The sequence below is a fragment of the Clostridium paraputrificum AGR2156 genome, assembly GCF_000424025.1.
Taxonomy (GTDB): Bacteria; Bacillota; Clostridia; order Clostridiales; family Clostridiaceae; genus Clostridium; species Clostridium paraputrificum.
The window spans coordinates 347766-370773 of the sequence record NZ_KE384122.1 but is presented as its reverse complement, the minus strand read 5'-3'; the positions used below and the strand labels follow the sequence as shown (position 1 = coordinate 370773).

21 protein-coding genes, 1 pseudogene and 1 other annotated feature are annotated in these 23008 nt (G+C 29.5%); of the genes and pseudogenes, 3 read left to right on the top strand and 19 right to left on the bottom strand.

Annotation, left to right across the window (positions count from 1 at the left end; genetic code table 11):
• Positions 1–26: 26 nt before the first annotated feature.
• The 5 genes from G594_RS0116585 to gpr form a co-directional block, all read right to left on the bottom strand.
• A complete protein-coding gene (locus G594_RS0116585; RefSeq protein WP_027099568.1) occupies positions 27–296 on the bottom strand; it encodes a hypothetical protein in 270 nt (89 codons plus the stop codon).
• A gap of 213 nt (positions 297–509) precedes the next feature.
• Positions 510–2315 (bottom strand): translation elongation factor 4, encoded by a 1806-nt coding sequence (lepA, locus tag G594_RS0116580; protein ID WP_027099567.1) that lies wholly within the window; start codon positions 2313–2315, stop codon positions 510–512.
• Between the two features lie 127 nt (positions 2316–2442).
• Positions 2443–2769 (bottom strand): hypothetical protein, encoded by a 327-nt coding sequence (locus G594_RS0116575; protein ID WP_027099566.1) that lies wholly within the window; start codon positions 2767–2769, stop codon positions 2443–2445.
• 64 nt (positions 2770–2833) lie between these two features.
• The gene (locus tag G594_RS0116570) at positions 2834–3883 is read right to left on the bottom strand and encodes a stage II sporulation protein P (RefSeq protein ID WP_034867013.1); all 1050 of its coding nucleotides are present in this window, start codon (positions 3881–3883) and stop codon (positions 2834–2836) included.
• Between the two features lie 79 nt (positions 3884–3962).
• A complete protein-coding gene (gene gpr, locus G594_RS0116565) occupies positions 3963–4937 on the bottom strand; it encodes a GPR endopeptidase (protein WP_027099564.1) in 975 nt (324 codons plus the stop codon).
• A 173-nt stretch (positions 4938–5110) separates the two neighbouring features.
• On the opposite strand from gpr, the gene rpsT reads away from it, so the two are divergent.
• Entirely contained in the window at positions 5111–5374 is a 264-nt protein-coding gene (gene rpsT, locus G594_RS0116560; protein ID WP_027099563.1) for a 30S ribosomal protein S20, read from the top strand.
• Positions 5375–5451: 77 nt separating this feature from the next.
• On the opposite strand, the gene holA is transcribed toward rpsT, so the two are convergent.
• The 6 genes from holA to spoVAC all read right to left on the bottom strand — a co-directional run bounded on the left by holA (position 5452) and on the right by spoVAC (position 12691).
• A complete protein-coding gene (holA, locus tag G594_RS0116555; RefSeq protein ID WP_027099562.1) occupies positions 5452–6486 on the bottom strand; it encodes a DNA polymerase III subunit delta in 1035 nt (344 codons plus the stop codon).
• 26 nt (positions 6487–6512) lie between these two features.
• Positions 6513–8213 (bottom strand): ComEC/Rec2 family competence protein, encoded by a 1701-nt coding sequence (locus tag G594_RS0116550; protein ID WP_051196068.1) that lies wholly within the window; start codon positions 8211–8213, stop codon positions 6513–6515.
• Positions 8214–8228: 15 nt separating this feature from the next.
• Positions 8229–10718, bottom strand: coding sequence for an HAD-IC family P-type ATPase (locus tag G594_RS0116545; RefSeq protein ID WP_027099560.1), 2490 nt, complete (start codon positions 10716–10718; stop codon positions 8229–8231).
• A 108-nt stretch (positions 10719–10826) separates the two neighbouring features.
• Positions 10827–11183: a stage V sporulation protein AE gene (spoVAE, locus tag G594_RS0116540; RefSeq protein WP_027099559.1), complete on the bottom strand. Its 357-nt coding sequence runs from the start codon at positions 11181–11183 to the stop codon at positions 10827–10829.
• A 14-nt stretch (positions 11184–11197) separates the two neighbouring features.
• Positions 11198–12217: a stage V sporulation protein AD gene (gene spoVAD / locus G594_RS0116535; RefSeq protein WP_396334856.1), complete on the bottom strand. Its 1020-nt coding sequence runs from the start codon at positions 12215–12217 to the stop codon at positions 11198–11200.
• A gap of 21 nt (positions 12218–12238) precedes the next feature.
• Positions 12239–12691: a stage V sporulation protein AC gene (gene spoVAC / locus G594_RS0116530; protein ID WP_027099557.1), complete on the bottom strand. Its 453-nt coding sequence runs from the start codon at positions 12689–12691 to the stop codon at positions 12239–12241.
• A gap of 191 nt (positions 12692–12882) precedes the next feature.
• On the opposite strand from spoVAC, the gene G594_RS19295 reads away from it, so the two are divergent.
• Positions 12883–14037: a 3D domain-containing protein gene (locus G594_RS19295; protein ID WP_051196067.1), complete on the top strand. Its 1155-nt coding sequence runs from the start codon at positions 12883–12885 to the stop codon at positions 14035–14037.
• A 127-nt stretch (positions 14038–14164) separates the two neighbouring features.
• On the opposite strand, the gene sigF is transcribed toward G594_RS19295, so the two are convergent.
• From sigF to G594_RS0116490, 7 genes and pseudogenes are all read right to left on the bottom strand, one after another.
• Positions 14165–14920 (bottom strand): RNA polymerase sporulation sigma factor SigF, encoded by a 756-nt coding sequence (sigF, locus tag G594_RS0116520; protein WP_027099555.1) that lies wholly within the window; start codon positions 14918–14920, stop codon positions 14165–14167.
• An 11-nt stretch (positions 14921–14931) separates the two neighbouring features.
• Positions 14932–15363: an anti-sigma F factor gene (gene spoIIAB / locus G594_RS0116515; protein ID WP_027099554.1), complete on the bottom strand. Its 432-nt coding sequence runs from the start codon at positions 15361–15363 to the stop codon at positions 14932–14934.
• Between the two features lie 13 nt (positions 15364–15376).
• The gene (spoIIAA, locus tag G594_RS0116510; RefSeq protein WP_027099553.1) at positions 15377–15712 is read right to left on the bottom strand and encodes an anti-sigma F factor antagonist; all 336 of its coding nucleotides are present in this window, start codon (positions 15710–15712) and stop codon (positions 15377–15379) included.
• 325 nt (positions 15713–16037) lie between these two features.
• Positions 16038–18338 carry an AAA family ATPase gene (locus G594_RS0116505; protein WP_027099552.1) on the bottom strand — a complete coding sequence of 767 codons (2301 nt, stop codon included), beginning with the start codon at positions 18336–18338 and terminating at the stop codon, positions 16038–16040.
• Positions 18339–18470: 132 nt separating this feature from the next.
• Positions 18471–19637: pseudogene (gene trpB / locus G594_RS19290) on the bottom strand (tryptophan synthase subunit beta).
• A 54-nt stretch (positions 19638–19691) separates the two neighbouring features.
• Positions 19692–19944 (bottom strand) — a binding site (T-box leader).
• Between the two features lie 50 nt (positions 19945–19994).
• Positions 19995–21041 carry a DNA polymerase IV gene (locus tag G594_RS0116495; RefSeq protein WP_027099551.1) on the bottom strand — a complete coding sequence of 349 codons (1047 nt, stop codon included), beginning with the start codon at positions 21039–21041 and terminating at the stop codon, positions 19995–19997.
• 9 nt (positions 21042–21050) lie between these two features.
• A complete protein-coding gene (locus tag G594_RS0116490) occupies positions 21051–22001 on the bottom strand; it encodes a DUF4003 family protein (protein WP_027099550.1) in 951 nt (316 codons plus the stop codon).
• A gap of 205 nt (positions 22002–22206) precedes the next feature.
• Between G594_RS0116490 and G594_RS20405 the strand changes: the two genes are divergently transcribed.
• Positions 22207–22362, top strand: a complete 156-nt coding sequence (locus tag G594_RS20405) for a hypothetical protein (RefSeq protein ID WP_099313792.1) — start codon at positions 22207–22209, stop codon at positions 22360–22362.
• On the opposite strand, the gene G594_RS0116480 is transcribed toward G594_RS20405, so the two are convergent.
• The gene (locus G594_RS0116480; protein ID WP_027099549.1) at positions 22359–22880 is read right to left on the bottom strand and encodes a GNAT family N-acetyltransferase; all 522 of its coding nucleotides are present in this window, start codon (positions 22878–22880) and stop codon (positions 22359–22361) included. The two genes, G594_RS20405 and G594_RS0116480, sit on opposite strands and share 4 nt — an antisense overlap.
• Positions 22881–23008: the final 128 nt, after the last annotated feature.

Genomic DNA, 23008 nt, shown 5'->3' with positions numbered 1-23008 from the left:
CTTTATTTGCAAAAATAATTATAATATTATTTTTCCTTTAGATCTATATCAATAGTATTGTGCATTAAAACATCTCTATAAACATTTACTATTTCTGTATTTATCTCTTCATCCCCTAACTTAATATCCATCCATGAATGATCACCATGAATTGCTAAATAGCTATCAACCACTCTACCAGTTAAAATTACAGGTATCACATCTCCATTTTTTCTTCTTACAGTTCCTGTAGTATAACCTTTTCTCCTTAACTTCTTTGGTTTTATCTTAGTGTCTCTCATTAAAGCATCTAACATTATCATCCCTCCAATAAATTTTATTTCTTTAAATTATATTGAGAAGATAATATTTTAATTACAAAAGCAATCCAGCCATAATGAAATTATTTTTTTCTAACATCTCATTATATTATTTTTATTATTTTTACTTTAAAAGAATATATATTCTTTTAAAAAATATATTTTAGGTAGATAAAAAAGCTCAAGCTTAAATTGCTTGAGCTTTCGTTATTAATCAACTTTTAATACAGCCATGAATGCTTCTTGTGGAACTTCAACAGATCCAACCTGTCTCATTCTCTTCTTACCTTCTTTTTGCTTTTCAAGAAGCTTCTTCTTTCTTGAGATATCTCCACCATAACACTTAGCTAATACGTCTTTTCTCATTGCCTTTACAGTTTCTCTAGCAATAATCTTAGAACCTACAGCTGCTTGTATCGGAACCTCAAACATTTGTCTTGGAATTATTTCTTTAAGCTTTTCTGCAATTCCTCTTCCCTTATGGTAAGCTCTTTCCTTTGGAACTATCATTGATAAAGCATCAACAACATCTCCATTTAATAATATATCAAGCTTAACAAGTTCTGTTTGAACATATCCCTTAAATTCATAATCAAGAGAAGCATAACCTCTTGTTCTTGATTTTAATGTATCAAAGAAATCATACACTATTTCATTTAGAGGCATGTCATAAGTTATTACCGCTCTTGTTTCCTCCATATATTGCATATCAATATATGTTCCTCTTCTTTCTTGGCAAAGCTCCATAACTGCACCCACATAATCTGTTGGTGTAATAATAGAAGCCTTTACTACTGGTTCTTCCATATAATCAATTTCAGTTGGTTCAGGAAGATTTGTAGGGTTTGTAATATCTAAAACTTCTCCGTCAGTCTTTATTACCTTATAAATAACTGATGGTGCTGTTGTAATAATATCTAAATTAAATTCTCTTTCTATTCTTTCTTGAATTATTTCCATGTGTAATAATCCAAGGAAACCACATCTAAAACCAAATCCAAGTGCTATAGAAGTTTCTGGTTCAAAGTTTAAGGCAGCATCATTTATTTGAAGCTTTTCTAATGCTTCCTTTAATTCATCATACTTAGCTCCATCAACAGGGTATATTCCTGAGTAAACCATTGGTACTGCTGGTTTATATCCTGGTAATGCTTCAGCTGTTGGTCTATCTGCATAAGTTATAGTGTCACCAACTCTAGCATCTCTAACATTTTTAATAGAAGCCGTAACATATCCAACATCACCAGCTCTTAATTCTCCAATTGGGAATAGTCTTGGAGTGAATACACCTACCTCAACTACATCATAAACCTTATCTGTAGCCATTAACTTAATTTTAGTTCCAGGCTTAACAACTCCATCAAGAATTCTTACATAACAAACTACACCTTTATAGCTATCATAGTAAGAATCAAATATAAGTGCCTTTAAAGAAGCATCTTCATCTCCTTCTGGTGCTGGTAATCTTTCAACAATCTCTTCTAAAACCTGATCGATATTTAATCCAGTTTTAGCTGATATCATTGGAGCATTCTCTGCTTCAATTCCTATTACATCTTCAATTTCTTGTTTAACTTCTTCAGCTCTTGATGAAGGTAAATCTATCTTATTAATTACTGGTGCTATTTCTAAATCATTATCTAATGCTAAATAACAGTTAGCTAAGGTTTGTGCTTGTATCCCTTGCGTTGCATCTACCACTAACAAAGCACCTTCACAGGCTGCTAAGCTTCTAGATACTTCATATGTGAAGTCTACGTGACCTGGAGTATCTATAAGATTTAGGATATACTCATTACCATCATCTCTTCTATAAACAAGTCTAGCTGCTTGTGATTTAATTGTAATTCCTCTTTCTCTTTCAAGTTCCATATTATCAAGAACTTGAGCTTCCATTTCCCTTTGTGTAAGAGTTCCTGTAGCTTCTAAAAGTCTATCTGCTAAAGTAGACTTACCGTGGTCTATATGGGCTACTATTGAAAAGTTTCTTATATATTGTTTTCTATCATTATTCATATATTAAAACTGTCTTATATAGACAGTCACTTCACCCCCATTATAAGAATCAGCTAAATTATAACATACACCACTTACTGTGTGTCAATAAAAATAGAATTTATGGGGTTTATCCATTATTTGTTTATTAATTAAACAAATCTTCTACTTTAGAAAAAACTCCCTTAGCAAAGTTTATTAAATTTGATTCCGATTTTATAATAAAATCCTTTTCTCCTAATCTAACCATTGTTTCTTCATCTTCTTCAACATATATTTTTACAGGTGATTTATCTTGAATGAAATTAGAAAAATCCTCACCAAATTCTTCACTAACTAATTTATAGTTATCGTTTGTGTTCCCTAAAGGAGATAAAGCTTTTGTGTTTAATATATTAACCTTTATTAAACCTATTAAAGTAACACAAAATAATACTATTAAAAATATTGTTTTAAACACTTTCTTTTTACGCAAAAAGAACACCCCCAAAGATAATTTTATATCTTTAAGGATGCTCATTAAGAATATTTTTATACATCTATTTCCTATTTAAATGTTCAGCTATTAATCTTGCAATATATTTCGCTGTATTCATTGCTTCTTGCGTGGTATTAACATTACCTCCACATTCTATTAACAAAGATCCATCTGACAAACCAAGATTTGGACCACATTTTGCTCTTTTATAATCTGTCCTTTGTCTTATTAGTCCAGGAAACAACTCATTAGCCTTTCCTTCAAACTCGTCTACTAACGCTTTATTAGCCGCATATCTACCACTATTTTGCCCTAATACAAACATTATCTTAGCAACATCTTCATTATTAATATTTGCTGTTACTGTCTTTTTCTGAGGGCCACCATCCCTATGCAAGTCTATAATTAAATCAAAATCTCCATACTTTTTCAAATATGATTTAACTGTATTTCCCGATACCTCATAACAGGTTGTAAAAGACAAATAATGATTAGTCTTATCATGTATTACTGAAATACCATAATCATTTTCTAAAATCCTAGTTAATTCTTCTCCAATCCCCACTACATTCTTACTATTATCCACTGTATCACTAGGTCCATCTGAATAACCTTCTGTAGTATGGGTATGGTATATTAAAACCCTAGGTTTTGAATGATCTATATTTGTTTTTAAACTTTTATCATAAACCCCACTTACCTTTGACTCAGTAGGCTCTACTTTTGAAACTGATTCATCATTTAAGAAAAATGGATTTACTGTTATAGATGCAATACTTGCATCTTGTTCACTAAAACCTTGCTTAAAAAAGCTTATCTCATTGTTTATTATTCCAAAATGACTTAAATTGTTTAGCCCTAAAGCTTCTAAGCATACATTTTTTAAGGTCATACTACTTTCATGATAATCCGATTCATCATAAGCCTGTTCCTCAAACAGCGGCAATCCAAAATTTAGCATTTGAACATATGCATAGCCCCCTCTTTCATTACTAGATATTAGAACCTTATATACTCTAAATGCAAATAAGGTAATACAAGCTAACAAAACTACTATACCAATATTTATTTTAGGCCCTATCCCTGGTTTCTTTATTCCTTTTTTATACATATCTTTATAACCCCCTAGCCTTAAATATTATTACTTTAATATTTATATGAGGGTTTTACATAATTATTATTGTTTTATTCTAATTTAAAAATTTATTTATATCTTCCATTGTCATATTAGGTTGCAGTGCTATATTAATTCCATTAGATATAATTTTTGATAATGACTCTATCATTAAATCAATCTCTTTTGGTGTAACAACTAAATCTCCCACAAAAGGTTCTAATACTTCTCTTATCAATGCACCTTTTTCATTTCTGTCAATATTTTTAAGCATATTAAAGAACTCTTTTCCCTCTTCTGCTTGATTTATAAAGTTATCTAATACTAAATCTATAGTATCATTAGCTATAGTTGATGCATGCACCACTGTAGGAACACCTATTGCTATCACCTTAACTCCTAGTGTTTCTTCATTTATTTTCATTCTATTATTTCCAACTCCAGCACCTGGAGATATTCCTGCATCACTTATTTGTATGGTCTTATTTACTCTTTCTACCTTTCTAGAAGCTAGTGCATCAATACAAACCACTAAATCTGGCTTTATCTTTTCTACCAAAGACTTAATTATTTCTCCAGTTTCAATGCCTGTTACTCCTAAAACACCAGGTGCTATAGCTGCTACTGGAATAACACTATCATCAATAGCCTCCGGCATAACTGCCTTTAAATGCCTTGTTACCATAATTCCTTCTACAACCTTTGGCCCTAAAGCATCAGGTGTTACCTGCCAATTTCCAAGACCTACAACTAATGCTGTTTCATTCTCCTTTATTCCTGCTAGATTTTTCAAAGTTACTCCAAGCACCTTTGAAACACCATCCATAAGCTCTCCATCATAAGCTGTATACTCTGGAATATCTAAAGTTATATAAGTTCCTATAGGTTTTCCCATCTTGTCTGCTCCATCTTCATTGGTAATTTCCACCGTAGTCACTATAGTTCCTTCTACCTCTTCTTCTGTTACAATAACACCATCAATATCCGATTTATTCTGTTCTTTATAAAAATCTCTAGATTCAATAGCTAAGTCTGTTCTTACATTTATCATTACTCCACCTCATCACAATAATAGTCTCATTTGTATTTTTCCGTTTTACATAAATTTAATACTTGAATATAGAAACTTTCAATGCTATAATATGGTGTGTTGAATATGACTCGTACGCAGATTTCCCCAAAAACTGCAGAGGCCCTATAAAATTTAGAGGGGGTGAATTAAGAATGGCAAATATTAAATCAGCAAAGAAGAGAATTAAAGTTACTCAAACTAAGACTTTACAAAACAGAATGGTTAAGTCAGCGTTAAAGACTACTATAAAGAAGTTCGAAGCTGCTGTTCAAGCTAACAACGCTGAAGAAGCTAAAACTTCATTTGTAGGTGTTACTAAGGCTATCGATATGGCTGCTCAAAAGGGAGTTATCCATAAGAACATGGCTGCTAGAAAGAAGTCAAGATTAGCTGCAAAGTTAAACGCTATGGCGTAATTGTATAAACCGACCTATATAGGTCGGTTATTTACTTTTTATAAGAAAAAAGTATTGTATAAATCCATACAATACTTTTATTTTTTTACCATTAATGTATTTAATAATAGTAGTTCAAGTTCCATAGTCTTATCTATTCCACTACTTTTTAATCTATTTTCAGTTTCTATACACAATTTAAGTAGTCCTTCTAACTGTCTTATTGAAAACTTAGAACTCAAATTAATAAGCTTCTCACATACAAATGCAGGAACCCTTAGTTCAGACATAAAATCTTCAACTCTTTTTCCTTGAGATAATCCAACCTTTATTCCATATAGTTTTTTAAACTGTAATTCAATAGAGGTTATAATAAGCATATGTTGATCTGCCTTAAATAAAAGGTCATCCATAATATCTATGGCTCTTTCTATTTTCCTTTGGGATATTAAATCTACAAGATCAAATATATCCTCTTCACTTTTTGAAGGAAGTAACTTATCTATATCTTCTTTTTTTATATCTCTTCCATTTGCATAATTAACCAACTTATCTACTTCTCTTTTTATTATATCGAAGTTATTTTGCACCTTTTCTGCAAAGTATCTTACTTCAATCTTACCAATCTTTGCTCCAGACTCTATAAATATATCTTCTATTTTTTTATAGTATCTATCCCTTTTTAACTTATCAAATTGAACTATTGTAGTTATTTTATCTAAAGCCATTAACTTTTTATTTTTTTTAGCAGTTTCTCTCTTATCTCCAAAAACATAGTACATTACTAATAAAGTATGAGGAGGAACATCCTTTAAATAATCTTTAATGGTATTATACATCTTTGTACTACTACTATCTGTCTTATCCTTTAAAAAATTAGCTCTATACACTAATACAACTTTCTTTTCACTCATGAAAGGCATTGTTTCACAGGCATTTAAAATATCATCCATTGTGGTAGTTAAACCATCTAACTTTATATAATTAAGATCTCCAAATCCATCTTCCAAAAAAGGTTTAGTTAATAAATTCACTCCATCTTTTATTAATTCTTCATCTAAGCCACAAAATATATAAGAATTTTTAATGGAGTTCTGTTTAACTTCCTTTTCAAATATATCATAAGTAATCAAAGTAATCCGCCTTTCCGACTTATATATTAATATGTAAATATTTTATTATCAAAAATAATAATCCCTCGTACATTTCCTTCTACGAAATCTATTATATCACAATTTTCTTCTATCTTTGACCTATTATTAATCCTAAGCAAATACTCATCCTCATTAAGTTTAAGAATAAAATTCTTGTTATTACTTTTTAACTTTATACTATCAGATATTCTTATATTCTTTCCTTCTAAAATACTACTTTGAGCCAAGTTTTCTTTTTTAAGCTTCCCTATATCTATGTTTCTTTTATTAGTTACTATTGTCCTCTCTCCTCTATAGGACAACAATAAACCACCCTCTCTTAAATAATCAAACTTTAAAAATGGACTATATATGAAAATTGAAACGCAGAAAAAAGAAATAATAGGAAATGCAATAAACTTTTTATGTCCTTTCCATATAAAATAAAAGCTTATTAACATTGACATGTAAATAATCGCCAAACTTTTATGGGAAATAAAACTTGTATTGCTGAAAGCATATAACTCTTCTATAAGATAGTCTAATAAATCTATACTCTTTAATAGTACAAAACTAAAGAAATCAAATATAGATGGAATAAAAGAAATAACCATGCATAAACTCCCCAATATTATTATGAAGTTTAATATAGGTATAACTAGAATATTTCCTATTAAAAACCACATGGAAAATTCTTTAAAAACTATAATCATTACAGGTAAAGTAAAGGCTTGTGCGCCAATTGACAAAGCTATAGTATTAGCAATATATTTAGGTAACTTATATAAATATCTACTTATTTTATTAGAAAATAATATTATCCCTAAAGTGGCTCCAAAGGATAAAATAAATCCTAACTGAAATATTGCATAGGGTTTTAATAGAATTATAATTAATGCACTTAAGGATAATCCACCTAAAGGATTATAGCTTTTCTTTAAAGATATTGCTGAAGATGAGCATACTATCATTATTAATGCTCTTAAAGAGGAAAAGGGAACACCAGTTAAAATAACATAAAGACAACTTAAAACTATAGCAAACTTATTACCAAAAAGCTTTTTTAGAGATAAAAATATAATACTAACATGAAGACCAGATACACTTATTGCGTGAATTATCCCTAAGTTCCTCATATCTTCCTTATCTTCAGTATCTAAAAACTCAGAATATCCAAAGGATAATGATGATACTAAAGCAGCTTTTCTTTGCCCTAGATTTTCTTTAAGTTTGTTGTAAACTGTTTTTCTTATAGAATAGATATTTCCTAAAATATCTTTGTTCAATACTTTTTGATTTTCTATTTCTAAGGCTCCAACTGTACCATCTTCTTTATTTATGTCCTTCTTAAAAACTCCAGAAATCTTAGCTCTATCTCCTAATTCTAAATTTTCTTTACTGTTTACTTTAACTCTCTTCCCCCTGTATTTCACAATGTTATAGTATCTTTTTTCCTCTACAACCCTTATGGTTCCTATAAACTTCTCTTCTAAATTTACCCTGTAAAAATTAGAATTAATAACTATACCAATTAGGAATAAAACAAATATTACTACAAAAAATTCTTTATTAGTATTTAAAACAATGAATATAAAAAAGAGGCTAGCAGAAAAAAATGCTAACCATCTATATTCATCAAAAATTCCATAAAAAACAGAACTCACCATAAAAGATAGAGTTATATAAATAATGGGGTTTTTCACTTTTTCTATATTCTCAATAAACATAGACTTTTCACCTCATTAATTTATACTTGCCACCTTTTTTACAATTAATTCAATTATTAAGTATATAACTAATATAATTACTAAGCTTGTCAATTCATATAAAGTAAATGAGACATCATTAAATATTCCAAATATACCAATTGATAAAATCCATATAAAAATAGTTGAATAAAGTAAAATACTACCTATATTAATATCAAATAATCTTGTTTTTAAATTTATAATAATATTTATTAATAAGCTACCTGTAAAGACTATTAAAAATACAATCTCACATTGCCCTTTTATAATATAAGATGCCAAAAATGTTAGCACACTACATGCTAATATTTTAACTATACTAAGACCTATCCCCTCACTCTTAAGTCCATATTTTAAAACTCCAACTGTTAAAATTGAAAAAATAACTAAGTTAGTAATAAGTACAGGAATGAAATCCCCCCCAACTTTATAATCAATTAATGATATAAGATTTAATGATATTAGCTGAGACAATAAAAACATTAATGTTATTTTTTCACATGAATATAAGTTCTTCATAAAACTTTGTGATACATCAAAAAGATTTAAAAATTTATTCAAGTAATTATCTTTTATAAATAAGTCAGAAACTTTCTTTACTATCTCTGGTGCTTTACCTTTGCTTATCCCTACTTTAGCTATACCTAAAGAAGATAAATCTCCTAAGGTTTCACCTGCAACCCCTACCTTATAACCATCCTGATTAAATAACCCTACTATTTTACTTTTTATTTCAGGATTTACCCTTGAAAATATTTTAGCTTTAGACAGAACTCCAATTAGCTCTTCTTTGGATAAGGAGTCTAATTCTACTCCCGAAATAACTAACGATGGGTCTGATATCAATCTGGTTTTTTGCCCTATAGCAGTTGCTGCTATTTTATTGTCATCTGTAAACAGTATAGGTATTATTCCTCTTTGTTTTATATTAAGAATTTGTTTGTCCACATCATCAATAATAGGATTTTCTAATGCAACTATTCCAACAAACACTAAATTACTTTCAACATTTTCTGAAAGGGATGGTTGATAATTAAAACTTCTATAAGCAACTCCCTGTGTTTTAAGACCTTCTACAGAATAATTAAAATCTAAGGCTTTTATCATCTTAATATCTTCATTTGTAATTTCTTTTTCTAAACCATCTATCATTATATGAGTACATCTCTCAAGTACCTTGTCTACATCTCCCTTTATATTTGCTCTATACCCCTTTTTAGATTTATTTAAAGTTGTTAGCATTCTTTTATCAGAATCCATAGGTACTTCAAACATTCTTTTATGCTTACTATCTAATAAAGATTTATATATCCTATTATTAGAAGCAAAACGTATATATGCAATTTCGCTTAAATCACCACTACCTGTATCTGTTTCAATGTTATAAGTAGAGTTATTACATAATAAAAGAATATCCATAAGTCTATTAATATTAATATCTTTTTTATAATCTATTTTATCTATATCATATAACTTATTATTTGATACTATGCCCTTCACAACCATCTTATTTAAAGTTATTGAGCCTACCTTATCTAAAAATAGTATTTCTAAATCTTTTACTAACTCTAAGGTAGATGTATTAATAAGATCAATTCCATCCTTATTAAGATCTTTTTTCAAGATATAAATAGATGTATTTAATATTAATTCTACAGGTATAATTCCTAATAAAAATAATGAAACAGATAAAATTTCTTTATTTAATAGATAGATTATAAGACTTACAAAGGAGATAAATAGATATAATTTATTTATATTCTTATCTAACATAGATCTAAGAGTGTTCTTATTATTATTAGCATAATTCATTACAGTTAAAAGTTTACCAAGCTGAGTGTTATTCCCTGTAGATATTACTATACCTGCACCTTCACCTTCTTTTATAACTGTTCCCTTAAACAAGATATTTTTCATCTCACTAATAGATGATACTTCTCCATCTATCTTGCTCTCATACTTGTCCTTTAGAAAGTGCTCTCCAGTTACATTCTTCTCATCAACTTTAATATCATGAGCCCTAATGACTCTCATATCAGCTGCTATAAGTGATCCTTTTCTTACATAAACTATATCTCCAACAACCAAATCTTCTGCTTTAACAATTTTTTCAACTCCATCTCTAAGTACAGAAACAGTTGTGTAATTTATATTTTGTAAAAATTCCACTTGCTTTTTCTTCTGGTAAATATTTAACCACCTTAAGAAAATATTTGAGAAGAATATAATAGTAACAAATAATGCTAGCACATAACTTTTATTCACTAAAAGAAATATATCTATAAATAAACAAATAAATAAATATATACTTATTAGTTCTTTTATGTATGAAAAAATCCCACCGCTTCCAAGTGGTAACTTTATTTTATTATCTCCACATGCTTCTCTTCTTTTAGGAACCAACTCCTCTGACAAGCCTTTATGTACATCACTACTTAATTTTTCAATAATAAACTTCCATGTATTGTTATAATAGAAATTCAAGTCTTCTCCCCCAATCCCTAGAAAATTAACTTCTTTAATAATCTATAATATAACTATACACATAAATAAAAGACGAGGATAGTCTTTTTTTCCTCATCTTTTATCATTTTATTTTTTAGTTTTAGGATTAAATATAAGTGCCATTATATATCCAAAGAAGATTGCAGCTGTTATTCCTCCTGCAGCACCTGTTATTCCTCCAGTAAATGCACCTAATAATCCTGATTCATCCACTGCTTTTATAGCAGACTTTGCTAAGGTATTTCCAAAGCCAGGTAATGGAATAGTTGCCCCTGCTCCCCCAAAATCAACTATTTTATCATATATCCCAAAGGCACCAAGTATAGTACCTAAAGTTACAAATATAACTAAAATTCTAGCTGGAGTAAGCTTTGTAGTATCCATTAATATCTGAGCTACAACACATATTAATCCTCCAACAATAAACGCCTTAATAAATTCCAAAGAAAACCATCTCCTTATTGATTCATTTCAATAGCAACAGCATGAGCAATTCCTGGAATACTTTCTCCTTGAAGAGAAGAAGTGGTGCTCATTAACGCTCCTGTTGATACTAATAAAACACTCTTTATTTCTTTTCTCATTAATTTCTTATATAAATATCCTGAAGCAACTACAGCAGAACATCCACATCCACTTCCACCTGCATCAGTATTTTGTGCTTCACTATTAAATATAATATCTCCACAATCAATATGGTTATCTCTCATATCATATCCGTATTCCAACAAAAGCTTATCAGTCATTTGTTTTCCTACTCTTCCTAGGTCACCAGTTGCAATGATATCATAATCCTTTGGTGTTCTTCCTGTATCTTTAAAGTGCTTATAAATTGTATCTACTGCTGCTGGTGTCATTGCAGCTCCCATATTGTTAGCATCCATAACACCATAATCTTTTACAAGACCAGTTGTAACATATCTTACCTCTGGAAAATCTCCTTCTTTTCCTAAAACCATAGCTCCCGCACCTGTTACAGTCCACTGAGCTGTTTGAGATCTCTGAGCTCCATACTCTAAAGGAAATCTAAATTGTCTTTCAGCTGCACTAAAATGGGAAGATGTTGCTGCTACAACGTAATCAGCGAAACCTCCATCCATAATTAATGATGCCAAACTTAAGGATTCTGACATTGTTGAACAAGCTCCATAAAGACCAAAGAAAGGAATTTCAAATTCTCTTGCAGCAAAGCTTGATGATATTATTTGATTTAATAAATCTCCTGCAAATAAATAATTTATATCACTTTGCTGTAAACCAGCCCTTTTTATAGATTCTTTTATTGCATTAAACATCATATCACTTTCTGCTTTTTCATAACTATCTTTTCCACATGTATCATCATTTAATACTTCATCAAAATATGTTTTTAATGGTCCTTGCCCTTCCTTAGGTCCTACTATAGAATAAGTTGAAATTATTTTAGGAGGATGAGATAACTCTATAGTTTGTGTACCTCTTCTCTTAATTGATTGCATACCCATTTTCATACCTCCTCTTTAAAGTTTAGTAAATATATAATAAACAATTCCTACAATAACCGACGATCCAATTCCATAAACTAGAACTGGTCCAGCAATAGTAAACATTTTTGCAGCAACTCCAAAAACAAAACCTTCCTTTTTGAATTCAATGGCAGGTGCTACTATAGCATTAGAAAATCCAGTTATAGGCACTACTGTTCCAGCACCAGCATAAGTTGCAATTTTATCATATATTCCAACACCTGTAAGTAGTGCTCCTAAGAAAACCATACAAATTGACGTTATAGCTCCTATTTCATCCTTTGAAAAATCATAATTTTTTAAAACAGTCATTATAACTTGACCTAAATCACATATTAAGCCTCCAACTAAAAATGCTCTTATACAATTTTTTACTATCTGTGGTTTAGGTTCTACTTCCTTCTCTAAGGTCTGAAACCTTTGAATAATACTTCTTTCTCTGACCATAAATTGTCACACTCCTTTTAGAATTGCTACTCATAGTATTTGTAAAAAATCCATTCTAAATCAGAAAGTTTATGGTAAAATAACCACTGTTACTAACCTTTGTCCTTTTTTTGTGAATATGTTATCATAAAAATAATAGAATAAGCTTATTTGCTTTAATATTGAAAATCTAAATTCTAAAGGAGGTAGTTATGAAGAAAAAAGTCTTCACTTTATTTTTGAGTATATTTTTTGTATTTAGTATATCTTCAAGAGCTTTCGCTACAAAAGAATTAGATCAAAACAGAAGTGATTTTAATGAAATTTCATCCTCTCTAAAAGATATAGATAATGAAATTTCAAAGTTAAATGATGAAATATATAGCATTGAAAAAGATATAAAAAATAACGAACTTGAAATACAAAAAACAAAAAAAGAAATACAAACTATTGAAAATAAAATAGATGGTTTAAAAATAGAAATATCAGAAAATGAGGAGGTTCTTTCTCATAGAATAAGAGAAATGTATAAGAACGGTAGTACTGCAAATATTACAGTTTTACTATCATTACTAGAATCTAATAGTTTTTCTGAAATGTCAGACAGGCTTTATGCTTACCAATCTATAATCAAAATGGATAAAAAACTTATAGAAGATAATAAAGCAAAAATGTCAGAACTAGAAAAGTCTTCAGAAGCTATTAATCATAAGCAAGAAAATCTTCAAGCTATAAATGAAGATATTAATAAAAAACTTTCTTTAACTAAAGAAAAGAAAGCTGAAGTTGATAAAAAAAAGGCAGACTTATTAAGTGAAAAAGAGAAGATTGCTAATAAGATAAAAGAAAATGAAGAAAAGTTAATTTCTCATCAATTATCTGTAGTTTATTCAGATAATCCTACTTATAGACAACTTAATGACGCAATTGTTAATTTAAAGGGATTATTACCACAAATATCTACTACTTCTGTAAAATCAAAAATAAATTCTGCTATATTAGAAGCAAAATATAAATTATCATTAATGAATGATAATTCTAATTCATCAAATGATGATAACAATACTTCTTATAAAGCAACTTATCAAATGGAAGCAACTGCCTATTATGGTCACGGAATTACTGCTATGGGTACAAAACCTGTTAGAGATTCTAATGGACTAAGTACAGTAGCTGTAGATAAGAATGTTATTCCTTTAGGTAGTAAATTATATATTCCTGGGTATGGATATGCTATAGCAGCAGATACTGGTGGAGCAATTAAAGAAATGAAAATAGACCTATTTATGAATACGCAAGAAGAATGTTATGCCTTTGGAAGAAGAAAAGTTACAGTTCATGTAATTGCTTATCCTGGAGAATGGTAAAAAAGATGTAGCGGATATTTATTTTGCTTGTTCCGTCCCAAGCTCCAAGTCACATAGAAACAAACATCCACCCCACGCGTACTAAAGGTAAGGAAAAAAAGGTTGTCGCTTTTAGCAACAACCTTTTTTAATCCTGTAATTTATCTCTCATTACATTTAAAACTTTCTTTTCAATTCTAGATACCTGAACTTGGCTTATTCCTAGCATCTTTGCTACTTGCACTTGAGTTTTATCTTTAAAATATCTAAGCATAATTATTTGTCTAGACTTCTCATCTAAAGACCTTAATGCTTCTTTAAGTGCAATTTTATCAATCATATCGTTATCTTCTACACCTTTTTCACTTAACTTATCTATAAGCAATACAGGTGCTCCATCATCTTGGTGTATAGTATCATATAAGTATTGTAAACTAGATGCTGATTCAACAGCAAAAACTAAATCTTCTTTTTCTATACCTGAATACTCAGATAGTTCCTCAATTGTTGGTTCTCTGTCTAGCTGTTTCGTTAATTCTTCCTTATCGAAATGAATCTTTCTTGCAAGACTCTTAATATTTCTACTTACTTTTATCATCCCGTCATCTCTTAGAAATCTCTTGATTTCCCCTACAATCATTGGAACTGCATAAGTAGAAAACTTCACATTAAATGATGCATCAAAGTTTTTTATTGCTTTGACTAACCCTATAGAGCCAATTTGAAATATATCCTCATAATCATATCCTCTATTTAAAAACTTTTTACTTAATGAAGATACAAGTGGAAGGTTCATTTCTATAAGTCTATTCATAGCTACTTCATCTCCAGCCTTAGCTAATGGAAGCAGCTGAGAGTTATCATCATAATTGTATTCCTCTCGTTTAAAATTCCCTTTCTCCATCTTTTTTTCACCTAACTTACTGAATCAAATTTCTTCTTTAATACCACCCTTGTACCTCTTCCTTCTTGGCTTTCAACTTGAAGGCTATCCATAAATGTTTCCATTACGGTGAAACCCATCCCTGATCTTTCTAAATCTGGTCTAGATGTAAATAATGGTTCTCTAGCTTGACTTACATCTTTAATCCCTTTACCATTATCTGAAATAATTATAGTTATGTCATTACCAGACAACATTGCTTCTATAACAACTATTCCATCCTTTTTATTTTCATATCCATGAATTATAGAGTTTGTAACAGCTTCTGATACTGCTGTTTTTACATCTGTAATTTCTTCTATTGTTGGATCTAGTTGAGAAACAAATGCTGCTATTGCTACTCTTGCAAAGCCCTCATTTTGGGACTTACTTTCAAATTCAATTTTTATTTTATTATCATACATGAAAACCCCTCCATCAAATGCACTTCAATGCTTCATCAACATCTCTATAGTGATTGATAATTTTAAATAACCCAGACAATTCAAATACTCTGTTAACTCCTCTACTTACATCGACAACGCATAGAGCACCACCTCTAGACGTCATCTTTTTAAATCTTCCAACAACTACTCCTATACCGGAGCTATCCATAAATGTCACTCCACCAAAGTTTAAAATTAACCTTTGAGCATTTTCTCTTTCTATTCTATCATCTATCTTCGCTCTTACTTCTTCTGCGCTATGATGATCTAATTCACCAATTAAGTTCGCTATTAATGTATTATTACTTTTTTCAAACTTTAGATACATATATAATTTACTCTAAAGATTTCCTTAGAGTACTTCACCTCCTCCTCAGGCCCTTTTTCCATATTTTAGCATATATAATTATGTTAAGTCAATGTTTACATGTAATTTTATTCCTATTTTCTGTAATATAATATATTTTAATAATAAAATCTTTATTTTTCACATTGTTATACCATTATATCCCTACAGATGTTTCGACTTTCTCTGTTTCTATTGTTACATTTACTATTTAGAACTAACCTTTCTTAATATTAACCTAGATATAAGTTAAAAAGGATTATATCAAAAACAAACAACATTTTTGATACAATCCCTTTAAATATTTCTATTTAGATTTTCCCTTATACTTCTCAACTTCTTTTTCTATTATCTTAAATAAATCTTTATATGATGTTTTACTATCTAACATCATAACCTCTATAGCATCCTGTAAATTCTCCATTGTATAAATATGGAACTCACCCTTTTCTATAGCTTCTTCAACTTCCTTATTAAGAACTAAATCCTCACTATTAGTTATAGGAATTAATACTCCCTTATCTTTGCTATCACCTAATAGTTTGCAAACCTTGTAGAATCCCTCTATCTTTTCATTTACTCCACCTATAGCTTGAACCTCTCCAAATTGATTTATAGACCCTGTAACTGCAATATTCTGCTTTATTCCAACTTTACTTAAAGCCGAAAGTATACAAAGTATTTCTGCAACTGATGCACTATCACCATCTATTTGTCCATAGGTTTGTTCAAAGCTTAAATGAAAATCTACAGGTAACTTTTCATAAGGAATTATTAAATTACTTAGTAAGCCGCTTAAGATATTTATAGATTTTTCATGGATACTTCCTGACATATTACTTTCCTTTTGAATATCTAATATCTTACCTTCACCTTTACATGCTACACAGGTAAGTCTCATAGGCTTTCCAAAAGTATAATATCCAGAACTTAATACAGCAAGTCCATTTATAGCTCCTACTTTCTCGCCACTTAGTGTTAAAATTATCTTACTATCTTCATACATCTCTAGTATTTCATCTTCAATTAAGGACTTTTCATATGCAACATTTCTTATGTCCTTATCTGATATAATTTCTCTACCATCTAGCTCTGCCATATTATTAGCTAATATAAGAAGTCTATCTATATTCTTATCTTCAATACATATCTTTCCTCTACACTCTGCCACCCTAGATAAATATTTTATTATTTCTTTTATTGCATCATCACTTACTTTGTTTATATAATGCTTTTTTCCTCTTTCTAAAATATAATCTTTTAAAACTTTTCCTTTTATAGGTTGGTTTTTTACGTAATTAGAAAACTCAACTCTTATTGGGAATAATGATTTAAAATCTTCATCTGCATTATATAAAATATCATAGCTCTCATAGTCGCCAATTAAAATTACCTTTACATTTATAGGCACAGCTTTAGGTTTAACTCCGTTAATAGAAATAATGTCTAGATATCCTCTAGATGAATCTATGCTTACCTTTCCAGACATTAATGTCTTCTTCAAATAATAATAGCTATAATTATTCATTGCCAATTGATTTAGTCTAATTATAATACATCCTTCGTTAGCTTGAAGCATTGAACCAGAATTTATTAAAGATAAATCAGTTGAGTATAGTCCATTATGGTTCTCATATTCTATATTTCCAAATAAATTAGTCACATTAGGATCTTCTTCATAAATAACTCTAGGATTTTTATTATTTGTGTTATCTACCAATACAGATATATCATACTTATCTAATACTTCATTAATATCTGACTCATCGTCCTCTACATTCATAGTATAGCAATCAACTAGTTCTTTCTCTATACTATAAAATACCTTTTCAAGGTATTCATAAGCATCATCATCATCTATGAAATTTAATAAACAATCTTCTTTTTCATCTTCCATTTCTACATCCATGAATTCTGCATATATACCCTTTAGCTTCTTCATGGAAGTAAGCTCTATATCCTTAAGCTTCTCCAAAACAACTTCTGCCTTTTTCTTTAAATTAGATGCCTTTAAAACTATAGAATCCTTGCTCTCTTCTGATAATTCATCATATTCCTTTTCTGTCATTGCTTCTCCTTCTTTTAAAGGAATAAAAGCGAAACCTCCATTAGTGGCCTTAACATCGAAGCCATCTATTTTAGCCATCTCCATTAATTCACCAATATAGTTTGTCCTTTTGCTATGAACCTCATCTATAATTCTATCTTTTTCTGATTCAGACGATGTATTATAAAATTCCATAGCCACTTCATAATAACTATTCTTAATATTCTCTATAGTTTCTTTTAATTTAGCACCCTTTCCATTAGTTAAAAAAATAGGCTCTGGTCTCTTAGGATCATTTATAGTAGCGTAACAAATATCCCTTGGTGCTTCTGCACTTTTGTACAAGTTTTCTATAAACTTAGTTAAATTTTCTAACTTATCCTTAGAGAAGGAGTCTATTATATATAAGTTATAACCTTCTTCATCAATACTTATAGCTCTCTTTATTTTTTCATAAGCAGAGGTTATTTCGGGAATATCCTTGAGTCTAATTTTATTATCATCATCCTCATTTAAGTCCACATTAAATAGTACCTCATTTGGAGTTAACTCTCTCTTCATTTTAATTGCCCACTTTAGAAACTGCTATATCCTACAGTATTACTCAAGTAGTTCCCTCCTTTATTTAGTAGTCTACTATATTAGTATTCTTAATGAGGTAATTTAGATATCAATTTATCAAATATTTTTATATCATTTTATTTTACTCATTAATTCTTGAACGTCTTTATCGCCTCTTCCTGATAAATTAACTATTATATAATCCTCTTTATTTTTATTCTTAGCATACTTTAAAGCATATGATACTGCATGTGAACTTTCAATTGCAGGTATTATCCCCTCAAGTCTCGATAGTATTTTAAATGCTTCTAAAGCTTCTTCATCTGTACATGGTACATATTTAGCTCTTCCAATATCTTTAAGATATGCATGTTCTGGCCCTACCCCTGGATAATCTAGTCCAGCAGATATAGAATATACTTCCCTTGCCTCACCATTTCCGTCAACTATACATTTTGTTTTCATTCCATGTACTACTGCATCTTTTCCATTTCTCATTGTTGCTGCATTTAAATCAGTATCTACGCCTTTACCAGCTGCTTCAACTCCTATTAACTCTACATTTTCATCTTCAATGAATTCTGCAAAGGCTCCTATAGCATTACTTCCTCCACCAACACAAGCTATAACAGCTACTGGTAGCTTTCCTTCTGCCTCAATCCCTTGCCTTTTAGCTTCAATACTTATAATCTTTTGAAATTCTTTTACAATTGCTGGATACGGATGTGGTCCAACAGCTGATCCTAAAACATAAAATGTATTATCTACATCTTTTACCCATTCCTCTATTGCTAAGTCAACAGCTTCCTTTAAGGTTCTTGTACCTTTTGTAGCAGCTACTACTTTTGATCATAAAAGCTCCATTCTAAATACATTAAGGGCTTGTCTTCTCATATCCTCTTCACCCATGTAAATAATACACTCCATACCCATCAATGCTGCAACTGTAGCTGTTGCAACACCATGTTGACCTGCCCCAGTTTCAGCTATTACTTTTTTCTTTCCCATTCTCTTTGCTAATAACATTTGCCCCAAAACATTATTTATTTTATGAGCTCCTGTATGGTTTAAATCTTCTCTTTTTAAATAAATTTTACAGCCCCCAACATGATCTGTAAGCCTTTGTGCAAAATATAAAGGATTTTCTCTACCAACGTATTGTTTTAAATAATAATTGTATTCTTTAACAAAATTAGGATCATCCTTATATTTTATAAATGCCTCCTCTAAAGAATTTAATGCCTTCAATGCATTTTCTGGGACATATTGTCCACCATACTTTCCATAATATTTTTTCATTTCTCTTTCCTCCCCAAATTTTTTTTCATATAATAAAAAAAGAGCCTATCATCCTATTGGGACGATAGACTCGTGGTGCCACCCATATTTAGAAACAATTTTATTGTTTCTCTCTTTTTAGATACAACTTAACATTTTATATCCTATCAATGTAACGCTTGAAAACGGCTAAGCTACTCTTATAAAATAATTTCACATCGCATCTACCAAAGCCCATTCCTTAAAAGCTCCTGTTCCGTACCTTTCACCAAACGACGGCTCGCTTAAGCATTTACCTATAAGTACTTTCTTCGGTCACTGATTTTACTTTATTTTCTATTATTATATTAATTTAACAAAATATTTGCAACTACTTTTTTAAAATAGTGATAATTGCTCTATTTCTGTCTCTTTAAATGAAGATATACTTACCCCAATTAATCTTAGCTCATCTTTTAAATCTTCTAATTGCAAAAGCTCTCTACATACAGAATAAATATCCTCACTTTTATATATATATTTATTTAAAGTTTTACTTCTTGTATGATTTTCAAATTCTCCAGTTTTATATTTTAAAGTTATAGTCTTTCCCATCATATTTTTACTAGATAATATTCTACTAATTTCTTCTGAAAAGTCTTTTAAGTAAATTAATAATTCATCTTTATCTGATGTATTAAACTTTAAAGTTCTTTCTTTTCCTACAGATTTTCTTTCCCTAGTTACTTGTACTTCTCTATCGTCTACCCCTCTAATTCTATTATAAATATCTATACCTGACTTTCCTAAATAGCTATAGAAAAACTCTCTAGGAAGTAAATATAAATCCTGAACAGTAAATATTCCCATATTATTTAGTTTTCCAACTGATTTTTTTCCTAAGCCATGTATTTTAGAAATAGATAAAGGTAGTAAAATGTCCGGAATCATATCTTTCCTTATCTCCATAATTCCATTTGGTTTATTCCAATCAGATGCAAGCTTTGCTAGGAATTTGTTATATGAAATACCTATAGATAGATTTAATCCTATTTCCTTTTTTACTCTATCTTTTATGTATAACGCAACTCTTTTTCCATCTTTAAAATCAGTATCTGTTATATCCAGAAAAGCTTCATCTATAGATATAGGTTCTATAACTGGTGTTATCTCTTTAAAAATATCAAAAATTTTATTAGAAATCTCTTTATATCTTCCATATCTTACAGGTAAAAATATCCCCATTGGACATTTGCTTCTAGCCATAAATCCAGGCATAGCTGAATGTACGCCATATTTTCTTGCCTCATATGAACATGTAGAAACTACACCTCTCTCACTTACGCCTCCTACAATTACAGGCTTTCCTCTTAGGCTTGGGTTATCTAATTGTTCTACAGATGCAAAGAATGCATCCATATCAACATGCAAAATTATTCTATCCATAAGTTAAATTTAGGCTAATACCTCCGAGAATACTCCTTGATTTTTACTTACTAAAAAAGAATATACTCCCATAGATAATAGTTCCTCTAGATATCTCTCCTCTTCTACTTCTTTTGAGAATTCTATAAGCATAATAGCTATGAAGGCTCTAAAGCTTCTATCCATATAAAACTCATATTGTGATTCTACCTCACATAAATAATCTATAACCATTTCTACTTTGTCCACATATCTTTGGACACCATCTTCTACTCTAATCATACCTATTATAGATAAAAATTGATGACTAATTTTTATATCTCTATTTTCAAATTCTTTCAATAAGTTATATATAATATTCAGATCTTCTACTTTTTTATTTAATAAAACTGTCATTGCAAGTCCTTGTACACTATTTCTTGAAAACATATCAAAATCTAAAATTAATTCAAATACACCTTTCATTTTTAAATATAACTCATCAGTATTAATATCATTTAATGCTAATAAGGCACATTGAAGATGATCCTCTTCGTTGGTAACGTTATCATATTTTTGCTTCATGTCCTCATATATATAATGCGTTTTATTAATTATATAGTTAAGGTCTTTTCCTTTAGAATACTTTACTATTGCATAAGCTGTTAACACCAAATAATGACTTTCTTTAAACCCTTTTTCTATTAATTCTTCATATACTAAAATTATTTTTTCAGTAATGCTTTTCCAATTTTCTTCGTTACCTATTAAAAATGATAATATATATAGAATATCTCCTCTAAAATAAGACATTCTTGACGTATTATTTTTTATAAATGATCTTATTTCTTTTATTCCTTTTGTAGGTACTTCCTTATTTCTATTTCCATAAATTAATGATGCAAAATGATTTATATATTCCCCATCATATCTAAACTCTTCTTTTGATTTCTTATAATTATTTATTACTCTATTACATAGCTCTATAAGTGATTCTTTCATAGCATTTCCTCTCTTTACAAGTTAAATTTCATATTAACCCACTACTATTATACTATATTTATCTAATTAAATTTATAAGAAAATCTTAATTTCCTTTATATTTATTCTAACTACTAAATATTTCAACTTCATGACATATATACTTTTGTTTAAAAAAACTTTTTCTTCACATACTAATACAGAATAAGATTAAGAGGTGATTATTTTGGATAATAACAATAACAGAGATTATAATAAAAAAGATTATTTAAGAAATGGAGTTAAATCTCAAGGTCAATATGGAAAAAGTAGTTTTAATACCACTGTAGAAAAACCTGGAATAAATGAAAGTGGAGTTGAAGCAAAAAAGAGAGGGTTTTAACTAATCCTCTCTTTACTATATCCTTTTATATAATCATCAAAAGTTAAAGAATACACATTTTCAACTTTTAATGTATCCTCCATTGTAAATCCAACTTTTTTAAATATTTTTTTTGACCTAATATTATTATGATGAATTTTTGCTACTATCTCATTTGCCCTATAACTTAAAAAAGCTTCTGAAATACCTTTCTTTAAAGCAAGTGTACCTATTCCTTGTCCCCACTTTTCTTTATTTCCTATAGCTATAACTATTTCTACTATCTTACCTTTAGGAACCAGTTTAAGATATCCTACAGAATCATTCTTATATTCTATTATATAGAAAGGCCCTCCTTGACTAAAATATGGTGTTAGCACAGGAACCGTTGAAGCTCTTAATAAATAATCTAATGAATTTACTATTCCCTTTTCTTCATTTAAATAACGACTTACTTCATCATCTCTTAACCAATCCATTAATTTGTATACGTCTTGTCTATAAATCTCCTGTTGAAGATTTATATCCTTATACATCATTTTATCCCTCCATGATCTCATAATCATATAGGATTATACTTACAATTTAAACTTTAGTAAAATATTGTATCTTATTGAAATCATATCCACAGTAATTTATCTCATTTTATCTCTCTTTTGGTGTATTT